At 37.8% G+C, this 15,242-nt stretch carries 7 protein-coding genes and 1 pseudogene; 2 read left to right on the top strand and 6 right to left on the bottom strand.

The genetic code is table 11. The annotated features are described in order from the left end of the window. Positions 1 to 446 precede the first annotated feature (446 nt). The 6 genes from ACP6PM_RS01430 to ACP6PM_RS01405 form a co-directional block, all read right to left on the bottom strand. Positions 447 to 1,817 carry a hybrid sensor histidine kinase/response regulator gene (locus ACP6PM_RS01430; protein WP_426581168.1) on the bottom strand — a complete coding sequence of 457 codons (1,371 nt, stop codon included), beginning with the start codon at positions 1,815 to 1,817 and terminating at the stop codon, positions 447 to 449. A gap of 503 nt (positions 1,818 to 2,320) precedes the next feature. Next, entirely contained in the window at positions 2,321 to 3,562 is a 1,242-nt protein-coding gene (locus ACP6PM_RS01425) for a sensor histidine kinase (protein WP_426581165.1), read from the bottom strand. Then, positions 3,549 to 5,906 (bottom strand): MASE1 domain-containing protein, encoded by a 2,358-nt coding sequence (locus ACP6PM_RS01420; RefSeq protein ID WP_426581163.1) that lies wholly within the window; start codon positions 5,904 to 5,906, stop codon positions 3,549 to 3,551. The genes ACP6PM_RS01425 and ACP6PM_RS01420 overlap by 14 nt, the downstream gene beginning before the upstream one ends. Positions 5,907 to 7,199: 1,293 nt before the next feature. Further along, on the bottom strand, positions 7,200 to 9,845 hold the full coding sequence (locus tag ACP6PM_RS01415; protein ID WP_426581161.1) for an ATP-binding protein: 2,646 nt from the start codon (positions 9,843 to 9,845) through the stop codon (positions 7,200 to 7,202). A 728-nt stretch (positions 9,846 to 10,573) separates the two neighbouring features. Further along, on the bottom strand, positions 10,574 to 12,151 hold the full coding sequence (locus ACP6PM_RS01410; RefSeq protein WP_426581159.1) for an ABC transporter substrate-binding protein: 1,578 nt from the start codon (positions 12,149 to 12,151) through the stop codon (positions 10,574 to 10,576). 79 nt (positions 12,152 to 12,230) lie between these two features. Continuing rightward, positions 12,231 to 13,577, bottom strand: a complete 1,347-nt coding sequence (locus ACP6PM_RS01405; protein WP_426581157.1) for a GAF domain-containing sensor histidine kinase — start codon at positions 13,575 to 13,577, stop codon at positions 12,231 to 12,233. Between the two features lie 234 nt (positions 13,578 to 13,811). Between ACP6PM_RS01405 and ACP6PM_RS01400 the strand changes: the two genes are divergently transcribed. Both ACP6PM_RS01400 and ACP6PM_RS01395 read left to right on the top strand, forming a co-directional pair. After that, the gene (locus ACP6PM_RS01400; protein WP_426581155.1) at positions 13,812 to 14,594 is read left to right on the top strand and encodes a hypothetical protein; all 783 of its coding nucleotides are present in this window, start codon (positions 13,812 to 13,814) and stop codon (positions 14,592 to 14,594) included. Between the two features lie 36 nt (positions 14,595 to 14,630). After that, positions 14,631 to 15,041, top strand: a pseudogene (locus ACP6PM_RS01395) (IS4 family transposase); the annotation flags it as partial. Between the last annotated feature and the right edge of the window lie 201 nt (positions 15,042 to 15,242).

Genomic DNA, 15,242 nt, shown 5'->3' with positions numbered 1-15,242 from the left:
AGGAAAGCGAAACGCAATTCAAGTCGCTCCGCGTTTCGCTGCGCGACATGAAAAATGCGCGTTGTGCGGAACGCTAAACGCCATATCCAATCGACCAAGAGAACAAAAAAAGTCCTTTTAACCAATCCTCTTCTTTTGAAGAAGAGGTAATTATTAATTATTAATTATTAATTATTAATTATTGAAGATCGACCTATTCATCAAATTTCTGGAAAATATCTACCCTAAGTTGAAGTTTTTTCCTGATTTTTAGCTTTCTATCCTAGATAACCAAAGCCTTCTTCCTTATTAGACATAGGCGTGATAATTAAAAATTAAATCAATCCCATACCCATAAATCATTAATTCTTTCCCCCTACTCCCGTACGGGCGATTCGCGAATCGCCCCTACTCCCTCTTTTCCGGAGATGTCTATTGTACCGATGGTATCAAATTCGATCTAATTATTAATTATTTGGTAAACTAATCGTAAACTCTGTTCCTGTTCCTAATTCTGAAGTACAAGTAATTTTACCTCCATGTTTTTCTTCTACTATTTGCCGAGAAATTGATAAACCTAAACCTGTTCCTTTCCCCACTTCTTTTGTGGTAAATAAATGCTCGAATATTTTCTGTTTTACTTCCTCAGAGATTCCCTTTCCATTATCCCTAATCTTGATAATTGCCAGTTGTATTTCATTCTCAATTTCTGTCGTAATACTAATCTGATTCGGTGCTGCTTTAATTTCGGCAAAAGTTTTCCCAGCATTACTTTCTTCTAGAGTATCAATTGCATTCGCCAGAATATTCATAAACACTTGATTTAGTTGCCCTGGATAACAATTAATTTCTGGTAAATTTCCATAGTTTTTGACTACTTTTATTTCTGGTCGTTTTTCGTCAGCTTTAAGTCGGTTTTTCAGAATTAATAAAGTGCTATCTATGCCATCATGAATGTTAAATGGAGTTTTCGCAATTGTATCGGCACGAGAAAAAGTTCTCATTGATTTACTGATTTCGGCAATCCGATTAGCTCCTTCTTTCATAGACTCAATTAATTCTGGTAAATCTTCTCTCAAATAATCTAGTTCTATCTCTTCTATTTTCTTTTGAATTGTTGGACTATTATATTCAAATCTTTCTTGATAAAGTTGTAACAAATCCATTAAATCTTGAATGTATTCAGCGGCATAATCTAAGTTCCCAGAAATAAATCCGACGGGATTATTAATTTCGTGAGCTACACCAGAAACTAACTGACCAATAGAAGCCATTTTTTCACTTTTAACTAATTGCAGTTGTGCTTTTTTTAGTTGTTCTAAACGTTCTTTTAATTCTTGATTTGCACTTTTTAAACTTTCAATCATTTGTTCTAAAATTAGATGTTGAGCCTGAATTTCTACCTCTTGATCTACGGTTTTTTTTTGCAATTGTTTCTGGAGTCTATATAAAGTAATATGGGTTTTCACGCGGGAAAAAACCTCCTCGGCATGGAAAGGTTTAGTAATATAATCAATTCCCCCTACTTCAAATGCTTTGATTTTATCAAAAATATCATCAAGGGCACTAATAAAAATAACAGGAATATCTTGAGTGCGAGGATCGGCTTTTAAATGCTTACATACTTCATAACCATCCATATCGGGCATTTGAATATCAAGTAAAATCAGATCGGGATAATCAAGATGAATGCCTTGGAGAGCAAGTTTTCCACTGGGAATTGGCCGGACAGTATAACCCTTGTATGATAATAAACCTATTAAAAGTTGTAAATTAGCAGGAGTATCATCTACAACTAAAATATTGCCATGCTCTGAGTTGGTTAGCGAGGAACTCATAAGTTACTATTAAATATTGTTATTATTGTATAATAAGTTGAACATTTTGTCTGATGATGTCCATATTCTTAATGACTTAGCCAATTCAAAATTTTCTCATATTCAAAGCCATTACAATGTTCGCTACAAATATTCAGAGTTGTTTCTAGTAGTCATTGGTTAATAGTCAGTAGTCAACTAGATTTAGCTTTAATATCATTTTTAGCATGAAACAATTCCATTTTCTTAAAGATAAATCTGACTTAAAGTATCTTAGTTTACCAAATTATTTGTAACATTATTGCATAAAAATTGGTATAGTATGAAATACTATAGCGTTACGTATTAAGGTTAGGACATTTATAAATCCTGAACCCTTTGACACTCTACTATTCCCTATTCCTATTCCCTAGCGCTACGCACTATAAAATTTTTGCTACAGATACGCACGGTTATTTCAAGGAGTCAAGAGTCAGGAGTCATGATTCAGTATGAATTTGAATCTCTAACTTCATCACATACTATTAAGACAAATTTTTTCTGTCTATGGGAATGGCGATCGTAAATTTCGTACCTTTACCTAATTCTGATGTATAAGTAATTGTCCCTCCATGTTTTTCTGTAACTATTTGCTTGGCGATCGCTAACCCCAAACCCGTTCCTTTTCCTGTTGATTTTGTCGTAAAAAATTGATCGAATATTTGCGGTTGTATGGTCTCCGGTATACCAATACCATTATCTGCAACATAAATGCAAGCTAAGTTTTCGCAATCGACTATTTTAGAGGCAGTAGATATAACTATTTGTGGGCATTCAAGTATAGCATCTTCTTCTGGTGTGGGATTTGAGTGTTTTTCATCGATCGCCTCAATTGCATTCATTAGTAAGTTCATAAAAACTTGATTCAATTGAGCTAGGTTACAATAAACTAACGGTAATTCTCCGTAATTTTTAACTACTTTTATTGCTTTTCTACAGGAGTTCCCTTGTAAGCGATAAGACAATAACATCAAAGTGTCTTTCAAACCCTCATGCAAATTGGATAATTTCCATTCGGCTTCATCTAACTTGGCAAAAGAACGCAAAGACACTATAATATTTTTGATGCGTTCTGCTCCTAACCTCATTGATTCGAGCAATTGGAGATAATCTTGTTTGATAAAGGATAAATCGATTTCTTCTCGCCAATCTTCTATCTCCTGAGAAGGAGTTGGAAAGTGAACCTCATATAATTCTAAGAGATGGATAAGTTCTTTATGATATTGTGTGGCATGATTAATATTTGTATAGATAAAAGTCATAGGATTATTAATCTCATGAGCAATGCGAGCAACCAATTCTCCTAACATAGATAGTTTTGATTCTTGGATTAATTGAACTTGTGTTTTTTTGAGGTTAATATGAACTTTAATTCGTGCTAAAAGTTCAGCTTGATCGAAAGGTTTGGTAATATAATCCACTCCTCCAAGTTCCAAACCTTTAACCTTATTAACAGTATCTGAAAGTGCCGTGAGAAAAATAACTGGAATATGGCTGGTCTTCCGCTCTGCTTTGAGACGACGACAGGTTTCAAAGCCATCAATACCAGGCATTGAAATATCCAGTAAAATTAAATCTGGCTGATAATGTTGCAGACGTTTGATTGCCCTTTCTCCATCAATGGCGGTAGAAACAGCATATCCTGCATTGCGTAATATTTCGCTAATCACTTTCAAATTGGCGGGGATATCGTCAACGGCTAATATTTGTCCTTTATTTGACATCATTAGTTTTTAAGGTTAAATGGTTTTGCAATAACTCTTCAATTTCTTCAATTTTAAATTCATTGGCGAGTTGGATAATAGGAGCCGCAAATTCAAGGTAGCAGCTATTCCAAGTCTCAATTTTATCACAGATTTCTGTTGGGTCTCCTTGGTGTGCAATCGTCAGTAATTCCTCAATATATTCAGGAGGTGGTACAAGCATCTCTTGCACTACTGCATCTTGTGAATTGCGGTCGTTTTCCGGCAACTGTTCCGATTCCTTTGGAGTTTCATACAGCCATTTTAAATCCAAACATTCTGAAATTATTGCAAATAGCTCCCTAGCATTGATAGGTTTACTCAAGAAGCGATCGCCTCCAGTATCAAGTGCTTTTTGCTGGTCAATGGCGGATACAGATGCTGAGGATACAATGATTTGATGATGCTTTAAATCCTCGGAATTGCGAATACGCTGGATCAGTTCAAAGCCATCCATCACTGGCATAACAAGGTCAATAATGACTAAATCAGGTTGCAACTCCCGCAGTTTTGCCAATCCTTCCTGACCATTTTCTGTCTCAATGACCATAAAGCCCAAAGGTTCCAGGAGACTGGAGAGTACGGATCGATTTTCCCAACGATCATCGACAATTAGGATAGTGCATCGATCTCCCTCGTAACCGATAATGCGATCGCCCCTTTCTCTTCCTCCCTGATGTTCCACCCAATTGTCTACCAAGGGGAGTTCGATGGTAAAGGAGAATTCGCTGCCTTTACCTAATTTACTTTTCACATTAATCGTTCCTCCCATTAGTTGTACAATTTGCTCAGAGATGGTCAACCCTAGTCCAGTACCTTCCGATTGTTTGTGGTGATCGCCTACTTGTTCAAAGGCTTCAAATAGTTGCTGCATATCCTCTTCAGCAATACCTACTCCCGTATCAATCACCTGAAAGAGCAAAGATACCTTGGTTTGGGATATGTCCAGTACATCTACCGCTAACGTCACCGAACCGCGATCGGTAAATTTAATCGCATTGCCCAATAGATTGATTAATACCTGACGCAGTCGCTTATCATCAGCAACTACTCCATCAGGTAGACGGGAACTAACTTGATGAATAAAATTAATCCGTTTATGTTCCGCCCGGACTTTACACATTTCCACCACACTTTGCAGGAGAGAAGGAAAATGCAGTGCGGTTGGAACTAACTCCAGTTTTCGAGCTTCAATTTTAGAAAGGTCTAAAATGTCGTTAATCAGGTCGAGTAAGTGGGAACCGCATTGGTAAATGATGTTGACTCCATCCCGCTGCTTCTGGGAGGGAAGTTGGGCGCTTGCTAAAATTTGTGCATAACCGAGGATACCGTTAAGAGGAGTTCGCAATTCGTGGCTCATGTTAGCCAGGAATTCGCTCTTCGCTTGATTGGCTGTATCAGCAACTTCTTTGGCTTGTTGTAGTTCTGAAGTGCGTTCTTCTACTCGTTGTTCCAATTCATTATTGGTTTCGATCAATTTGATAGCAGCTTGGCGATTCTCATTAACAATGGCGCAAAGAATGTAGCCAGTCAACCCTACAACCAGAATAAATGATTGCAGCAAGACCAAAGACTGCGATAGATCCTCACGAATAAAAGGACCGAAACCCTGCCGCGTGGCTACAATTGCGATGCCATCAATCAAAAATACCAGCAAGGTTGATTCTTGTTCCCGAAATCGAAATGCACACCACATCAAGAGTGGAAGTGTCATGTATTCTAAAGCATACTTCTGCCAAAAAGAAATATAGCTAATACCAATAGTTGCCCCAAACAGTAGGGCAAATTCTCCAACCTGCCAACTCCGCCATCGCTGCCGATTTTCCCAATGCACCCAACTAAGTAATGCGGGGACAACAATAGTAATACCAGCGATCAGGGCAACGTACCAAAGTCGCCATGTGGCAATAAAATCAGTCCAAGAAGCAATTCCTTGCAAGCAGAGCAATCCGGTAGCTAGGGTAGAAGTAATGGCAGTTAATCCTAATACAATTGCCAAGAATTTAAAGAAATCTTGAGAGCAGTTGAGAAATCGATGGTGTCCGATCCAACGTTGAATTAAAAATCCGAGGATGAGAGTTTCGGTGCTAGTAACCAAGGTTATGGAAACGATCGCGGAGGCGGTTTCGTAAAACAGGGAATTGCCAACAAGCTCGGCTAAAAATAGTGCTGGCCAAATCCGCCATCGGAAAATTAGGAGAGATGCTAGGTAGAAACCCGATGTCGGCCAAATGGCACTTGCGCCACTGGTATCGGATAAGTATACTGACATCTTTGCTAATCCGTATTGGACGATCGGCATGACCAGGCAAGCCAGTAAAGTGACCATATCGAAGGAAAATCGAATTTTTTTGGATATAAATGGGACTTTCATAACTGATTAATACCAATTTAATAAATGTTTGCTACAAATAGTAACGGATTTTTTTAGGATTCAGGAGTCAGGAGTCGGGAGTCAGAATAAATAGCTTCGATGCCATTTTTTAGCTCATAAGTTATCTTATTGGTCAAAGTTACACCTTCTATAAATTATTTTTATCGCCCTAATTATTCGTAACATTCTTTTTTTAATTGGTATAGCAATCAGGAATCAGATGTGAGAATTGAGGTGTTCGTTTAAAGGCATAGAATATATAGCAATCCGCGCATAGGTTGCGGGTAATCAAAAAGTAAATAAAAAAACTGAAACTCTTAGCTGTTCCCTAAAAAGCAGTAAGATTTTTGACAAGAATAAAATAGGATTGCTATAGCAATTATTTTATGAATTAAGATACATTTTTTTCTTATTCCCTGTTGCCTGTTCCCTGTTCCCTAAAAGTATCCAATATCTCACAACTCAAATCATATTGTTATATAGAAGCCATTTGGAATATTAGCCAAAGTGCGAATTTTTGGCAAAGGAGTCAGTCCTCAGTCCTCAGAAGTCAGGAGATGGAGAAATAGAATAGGAGAAAAAGGTAGAAAAATAGGGCATTGCTGAATTAAGGTATGAAAGTAAGTTTATCGGTAATAGGGAACAGGGAACACTTAACTGGGAACAGTTAATATTAACAAGTAGTTCAAACAACCCCAAATTATCAAATCATACCGTGTTTCAGCCACGCCAAAAATACATATATTCACCATCTTCCTATCTCCCTATATCCCCATCTCCCCATCTATTTTTAAATATATCCCAAATGGGTTCTATAAGAATTCGAGACCTTTATCCTCTGCGCGCAAACTGATTAGATTAGATACATTTTGCAGAACCGTGTCAAGCTCAAAATCGATTTTTTCTAGTGCTAGCTTTCTAGTTTCAATTTTTGAGAAATCGAGAATATCAGACTTCTTGGAGAAGTCAGGGAATAGGGAATTAAATCAACAATTTCAAGATATAAAATTGATTTAATTAAAACTTTTGCAAGAGGTCTATCGTTAATCAGGCGCAGGAGTGATTTATACCATGCATGAAAAAAGAATGTTACCAATAATAAACACTATTAAAATATTTTATCGGAAATTTGTATTTGATGAAAAAGATAATTTACGATACAAAAAAATGTATCAAAATTATTCATTATGACTCCTGACTCCTGAATCCTAATAAATACCCTAGCTATTTGTAGCAAACATTATATTCTTAATCACTCAGCCAATTCAAAATTTTCTCATATTCAAAGCCATCGCAAGATTTTTGTATAGCTTCAGCTAGAGAATTATCCCATTGACGAATTGTCGTAATTATGTTAGCAATTCCTGCTAAGTTTCCTGTCAGCAAAGCATCTTTTAGTTGTTTTTTTAATTCTTCAGATAATACCCTGACTTTCTGTTCAATAGATTCAAGAGTTTCTTCTTTTTCTTTTAGTTTAATCTCCCTTTCTTCATACACATAACGGACTCCTAAATATTCTGCCATTTTATTAAAGATATCTGCCTCGCGAAATGGCTTTCTCATAAAATCATCGCATCCTGCCGATAAAACTACCACTTTTTCTTCTTCTAATACACTAGCTGTCAGAGCAATTATTGCTGTTGCTTTTCCTTTGGTTGTGCCTTTGATCTGTTTTGTAGCTTCATATCCATCCATCACTGGCATCCGCATATCCATCCAAATTAACTGCGGTTGCCAATCATCCCATATTTCTACTGCTTCTTGGCCATTAACGGCTTCTTTGAGTTCAAATCCTAGAGGAGAAAGAAGTTTAATTAATAATTGACGATTCAGAGGTTTATCATCTACTATTAAAATCCGATATCTGGGTTGATTAGGTTCCAGGGCAATAATACGACGTTCGGGAACTTGAGTCTCAACAACCTCGCCTTTGGTGACAATGGTGGCTTCTATCTCAAAGGTAAATATGGTTCCTTGATTAACTTGGGATGTCACATGAATATCTCCTCCCATCAGTTGGACAAATTTGCGAGAAATTGGTAATCCTAATCCTGTTCCTTCTTGAGCTTGTTTTCCGGTTTCAGTTTGGGTGAAGGCTTCAAAAAGTTTCTCCAGTTCTTCTGCTGCAATTCCAAGTCCAGTATCTTCGACTTCAAAAATAATTTTGGTAGGATTAGATGAGGGCAACTTTTGAGCAACTCTGACAGAAACTCCTCCTATGGAAGTAAATTTAATTGCGTTATTAATAATATTAATTAAAACCTGACGTAATTTCAGTTCATCGGTGCAGATGTATTGAGGAATGTCATTAGTATGCTCGACTAGAAGTTGTAAGCCTTTTTCTTCAGCTTTGAGGTACAGCATATCTTCAATATCGTTGAGCAAGCGATGGAGGTCAAAGTTTTTGTGATTGAGAGTAATACCTCCCGCTTCAATTTTAGAAAGATCGAGGACATTGTTAATTAAAGTCAGAAGATGTTCGCCACTACGACTGATAATTCCTACATTTTCAATATGTTCTTTGGGGAGAGTTTGGGAGCGAGTCATGATTTGAGTGAAGCCGAGAATTGCATTTAACGGAGAGCGTAACTCGTGACTCATGTTGGCAATAAAGGCACTTTTGGCTTGGTTTGCTTGCTGGGCAGCTTCTTCAGCTTCTTTGTAACGGGTAATATCTTGAAAAATACCAATAATTCCTATCACTTCACCCTTAACATCATAGAGTGGAACTTTACTAGTTTCCAACCAGCCATGTTTACCATCCCCTTGTGTTATGGGTTCGACAATTCCTAATTCCGGTTTTCCAGAATCCATTACTTGGCGATCGCACTGAATATAAAAATCTGCTTCTTGCCGACTCCAGGGCATCTCATAGTCAGTTTTGCCCACAATTTCCTGACGTGTCATGCTAGCTACTGAGGCAAAACTCTGGTTGCACCCCAGATAAACATTTTCTCGATCTTTCCAAAAAATAGATTGCGGAATATTGTTGATGACTAAGTTAAGCAACTGTTGCGACTCTGATAATTCTTGAGTCCGCGCCTCTACTTTTTGCTCTAGGTTTTGAGAGTAGTCTTGCAATTCTTTAAACGACGCTTGTAGCTGTGCAGCCATGTGCCTAAATGAGTCTGCTAATTGCCCCAGTTCATCCCGGCGATTTTTGGGCAGCGGTTCATCCCATTTTCCCTCAGCCAAACGGCGAGCAACCTGATTTAGATGTAAAGTTGGTCGTACAACCACAGATTCGGCGAGCCACCAAACTAACGGTAAGGAAACTAGCAAAACAACTAAGAAAATTCCCCCCGCAACAGCTAACGCTCCCACTGCACTCTGAGTCACAGTAGTGGCATCCATCTCAATTACAAGAATACCATCGGAACGCCCCAATTGACTTTTAATCGGGGCATAACCATACAAGACAAATTGCCCTGCACTATTGGGGCGGATAGCATTTTCGGTAATTGGAGCCTGGATTTCTGTATTCTGCTGTAAGCGTGGTGGCAAATTCTGTGGCACATCTCCAAACTTGGCAAGCGGTTGCTGGAGATATTGAGAATCTGGTGCATAATTTAAAACAACTCTGTAACGTCCATCTCGAAAACGCAGGGTATAAAGACGAACGATATCTGGATCGGAGGCTTGAATTTCCTTGAGTCGGCGCTGATTAACAGTATAGTAAGCTGTACCAACATCTTCAGGGTTGTTGATTAAAGCGTGATAATCGCTATCAATTTGACGAGCAGCCAAGCTGGTTATCCCCAAGAGGCGGTCTTGTAGTGCTACTTGCTGGGATATCCGCAGTTGCCAATAGATTGTAATTGACAGTGCGCCCGCTGTTAGAGCAATCAATCCAGAATAAGCGATAACCAGTTTGCTACTAAGATTCCAATACATGATATATAATCCAGGTAATTAATTATCGTATGACAAAGAAAGTCATACCGTTTCACGGAAGTTAAAAGCGAGTGCGTAATTCTGAGGTTTCCATTTCCTGCGGAAACGCTCCCCAAACAGAATGTACAACGCACATCTGACAGTCAAAAGTTAAAAGTCAAAAGTTATATTTTATCGGCTCAAAATTTTGACCGAAAAATCATGGTCTCTTGCCTCCCCTTTTAAGGGGTTAACGAAGTCAGAAGTCAGAAGTCAGAAGTTATTTTGGTAACGGGGATTTAAGCCTCGCTCCAAAAATATTTCGCTTTAAAAGGCGGGGTTTTAGACCCATATTATTTTGATAAATTTGCGGAGCATTCCGTAGGATAGCTTTGTGCCAGCAAAAACGCCATATCCAATCGACCAAGAGAAAAGAGAATTTCGTATTTCAATCCCGAAACTTCAGCTAGAGGTACTGATAACTGATAACTGAAATGATCATACAGTAATTTCAGGAAACTATTTCACATTTCAGAATTTGACTCTTGAGAAAGGTTAATGAAGATGATTTACATAGTATAAATACTTAGCAAGCTACCGATTTTAATACTACTTTTAATGTTACAACTTGACGTGAGGAATGTGGGGTATAAGCTTCCCCCTCTTCCCCCTCTTCCCCCTCTTCCCTCTCTTCCCCCTCTTTCCACGCTCCCGATCGTAGATCCCTTCAGGGGTTCTATGTCCTAAACTTAAAGATCCAATCCTAAACTCTTCCGGTAGAATGCTTTTTGAGAATCTCTTCCCATGTTATTGGTGAGATTCTCCCATTCCTGGGTAATCCTCGCCATAGCTTCATCCCGGCTAATCTTGCCCCCTAGAAATTCCGAAACTGCTGCATCTAGCAGTTCTCGCTGATAATTATAGTTTCTGGGAATAGTCAAATCGAGTACTACATTAGGGCTGTTGAGACTAGCGCCAATGGCTCCCAAATAAGTGCTGGCGACTGCGGGAGTCATTCCTGCTGCAATCCAATTCTGAGAATCAGAAAACTGCGAAAGACGATAGGGATTTAAACCAGATTGCCCATTGGTTACATCTATATTGGAGCGATCGGGCTGGCTAATATAAGAAATAAAGGCAACTCCTGCTGCTTGAACTTTGAGATCTGCTGCCGTATTAATTGTTCCAGCCCAGCCAATTGCTGGGGTAAAAGGGGCATGGTTTACCCCATTAATTGCAAACGGACAGGTGAATTTATCGCACTCTACCAATTCTCCGGTATCCCAATTGAGGACTTCAGTAGACCCCGGTATAATGGTAGTGCCAAACTTATCTTTAACCTTTGAGCCTGGTAAGAGTGCCAATGTCCCAATATCTCCGTGATCCATTGATAGGGCACAGCGACCTGAAACAAAGGCTTGACGACCGTCGTTCAACCCCCACTCCATTTCATCAGGAGCACCATATTCATTCGTTGCTTTGTAAATATCGAGAGCTTTAGCAAAAGCGACATTATTCGTCATGGGTTTCATCGTATTGGGGTCAAAGAAAATCCCCTGTTTAGTTCCTTGAGACTGCAAAAGAGAAGCTGCGATTGACCACATTGCCCAGTAGGTAACATTTCCCGGCTTTTTTGCCAAGCAAGAGCCATAATCTGGCTCCCCGTCATCATTTAAGTCTTTGTCATGAAAATACTTAGCAATTTTGAGATAATCATCCCAAGTCTTGGGTGGCTCAAACCCTGCCTCAGCGAGTAAATCTGCTCGATAATACATGAGGTGATAGTTGCCATCAATAGGAATTGCATAAATTTTATTGGCATAAACGGGACCGTATTCCTGAAAAAATGGTGCAATATCCTTCCATGCTAAACTTGAATCTTCATTGACATATTCGGTTAAATCTTTGAGGTAACCAGATTCAATATAGTCTGGCATCCAATTTGAAGTCATAATCATAACATCGTATTGATTGCTACCCGTTGTCAGATCCTGCAAAATTGTTTGATAGAGTTCCGAATAGCCAGCACTCTTAACCGTAATCTTTGCTCCTGTCAGTGCTTCAAATTCATCAGCTCGCTTTTCCACAGTCGCAGCAACAGGTTTACTCAGAGAGATTACATCGATCTCAATTCCATCAAATTTGTTTGATTGGGATAGAGACGTTTTTGGAGATGCGGAAGATGTATCTTCTCCAGTTGGTGATGTTGTTTTGCAGCTAACAGCAAATACACTTAAAAAAAGTGTTGCCAAAAGCAGGGAGCGAAGTTTAAATATAGGCAATTTACTACAGATGACAGAAACCCAGAAAAAACTATTCTTATTCATGATTTATTTTGTTATTTACGTTTTTTACTTGGTAAAATACTTTGGTAATATCCTTATTATACTAAATTAGAGCTTATTATTAATTATTTGGCAAACTAATTGTCAACTCAGTTCCTGTTCCTAATTCTGAAGTACAAGTAATTTGACCTCCATGTTTTTCTACGACAATTTGACGAGAAATTAATAAGCCTAATCCCGTTCCTTTTCCTACTCCTTTTGTGGTAAATAAATGGCTGAATATTTTCTGTTTCACCTCATCACTCATTCCCATACCATTATCTCCAATGCGGATAATGGCCTGTTGTTTGGCATTGTCAATTTCTGTAGTAATAGTAATCTGATTTGGTGCTGCTTGAATTTCGGTGAAAGTTTTCCCTGAATTACTTTCATCTAAAGCATCAATGCTATTAGCAATTAAGTTCATAAACACTTGATTTAGTTGCCCTGGATAACAGTTAATTTCTGGTAAATTTCCATAGTTTTTTACTACTTGGATTTCTGGACGAACTTCATTTGCTTTGAGTCGGTGTTTGAGAATTAATAAGGTACTATCTATTCCTTCATGGAGATTAAAAGCTACCTTGGCTGCTGTATCCCCGCGAGAGAAAGTACGCATCGACTTGCTAATCTCTGCAATACGTTGTGTTCCTTTTTTCATAGAATCAATAGTGTTAGGCAAGTCTTCGAGCAGATAATCTAACTCGATCGCCTCCATTTCTTCTTCGATTTTTTCCCCTGGTTGAGGGAAAGTTTGGCGATAGAGGTTCAACAGGTTAATCATGTCTTGGATATAATCAGAAGCGCAATCTAAATTACCCGAAATAAAACCTACAGGATTATTAATTTCGTGAGCAACTCCGGCAGTTAATTGACCAATGGAAGCCATTTTTTCACTTTGAACAAGTTGTAGTTGTGTTTGCTCTAATTTTTGGGCATAATTCTGAGATTCTTGATACAGAAGAGCGTTTTCTAGGGAAATGGCTGCTTGGGAGCAAAGTAAACTTAATACTTCTACTCGTTCGTTGGTAAATGCTTGAGTAATTTGATTATTTTCTAGGTAGAGAATGCCAATAAGTTTACCACGGTCTATTAAGGGTAGACATAAAACAGACTTAGCTTGGTGTTTTTGGATATAAGTGTCGCCTGCATAAGCATTGTTGTTAATAGCGTTATCCAAAACTAAAGGCTTTTGGCTGCGCTTGACTTTGTTGATAATACTTAAAGGTACTGCATGAGTAGTTGCTACACTCACAGGTTCACAAGTATGAGTTTCTTGGTCAGTAACAATAGCTCTCAGCATTAATTCTTGTTCAGTAAATAGCATCAAAGCCACGGTTTCAGCACCAGCATTTTCTTTGACTACTTGCATTAAATTAGCTACTGCTCCTTCTAAGGATATATCTTTTGAGAGGGTGCGCGATCTCACGGGGTGACAAGCACCTCAAAAGTATTGTGGGGCAAAGGTTTAAAAGATATAATCCCTTTCAAGAATTAAATGTTTTTCTCATAATAATAATTATTCTGATAAAGAGTGAGCGATCGCGAACCCACACCCACACCTCCTTTTTTGGTTGATTTTTATGTCAATCTACCAGAGTAGCCATCAGTCACATTTTATGGTAAAAAAAGTCGGTCCACTTAACACAAAGAGACCGACTAAATGCAATTTTTATCATTGTATGAGTCATATTTTAAACAATCTTTGACCAATACTCAAGTGCCTCCTGCGGAGGAACTGCGTTATCAAACTTTAAAAATTTTAGTTTGGCTCATTACTGTCCAGAAAACTGTAAAAATAGAAAGATTAGCTGCCTGTTTTCCTTTGCCGATTAAATATGAAAGCCGTCGCCGTCATATTCAAAGATTTTTAACGTTATTTTCTTTGAGCATTCCCTTGTTTTGGTTTCCCATTATAATGATGATTATTAGTCGAGAATTTTCTGATGGTAGGCAATTAATTCTCACTATAGATAGGACACAATGGAAAAATCATAATATATTCGTTATTGCTGTTATCTATAAAAAACGAGCATTACCGATTTACTGGCAAATTCTGCCGAAAAAAGGCTCGACTAATTTAAGTGAACAAAAAGCACTTATTAAACCAGTCTTACGGTTATTAAAAAAATATAAACTGGTGGTTATTGGAGACCGGGAATTCCATGGTGTAGAGTTATCTCACTGGCTAAAAATTAGAGCCAAGACTCAAAAAATCAATTTTATCTTCAGACAAAAACAAGATACTAACTATAGAAAAAATAGTCAAAAATACCAGCCTTTGAGTAATTTGCCTGTAGCTCCCGGAACTAAAATATTTTTAAGTAACATTAATATTACTAAATACAAAGGTTTCGGTAAATTTAATTTAGCTGCATACTGGAAAAGAAAATATAATCATAAAGTAGAAAAGCGAGTGCGTAATTCCGAGGTCTCCTCGGAATGAAAGACGCACTCAAGACAGGAACCTTGGTATTTACTAACAAATCTTGAAAGTTTAGAAGAAGTTATCAAAATTTATCGTTCGAGAATGGGTATTGAAGCTATGTTTAAAGATTGTAAAACAGGGGGATATAATCTAGAAGGAAGTCGAGCTAATACACAACGCTTGACCAATTTAATTTTACTGATCGCTATTGCTTACACGGCTTCATCTTACCGTGGTAATTGTATCAAAAAATCAGGATATCAAAGATATATTTGTCGATTAAAAGAACCAAGACGAAAAGACAGAAGACATAGCGATTTTTGGGTGGGTATGTATGGTGATTTGTGGGTCATCACTTGGGAATATTTATTCGACATTGTCCAAGATATGATGAATTTTAGTCCCCAGAAAAAGTTTGATTATCAAAGGGGATTAAAAGCTCTGTCAATCGAATATACTATTTAATTATTTACCTGAAATATATTACCATTCATCTGATTGTTAAAAAATTTTTAATTAAGTTCAATAAATGTTCTGAGAACCATTTACTTGAATAATGAGTCAACTTGGTTTGGTGGGGGGGGGGGGGGGGGCGGGCCACCCACCCCCCCACAAAAAAAAAAAAAAAAAAAAAAAAAAAAAAAAAAAATAAAAAAAAAAAAAAAA

It is taken from the genome of Dapis brunnea BLCC-M229 (assembly GCF_050015995.1).
In the GTDB taxonomy this organism is placed as follows: domain Bacteria; phylum Cyanobacteriota; class Cyanobacteriia; order Cyanobacteriales; family Microcoleaceae; genus Trichodesmium.
This window is presented reverse-complemented; position numbering and strand designations above follow the sequence as displayed.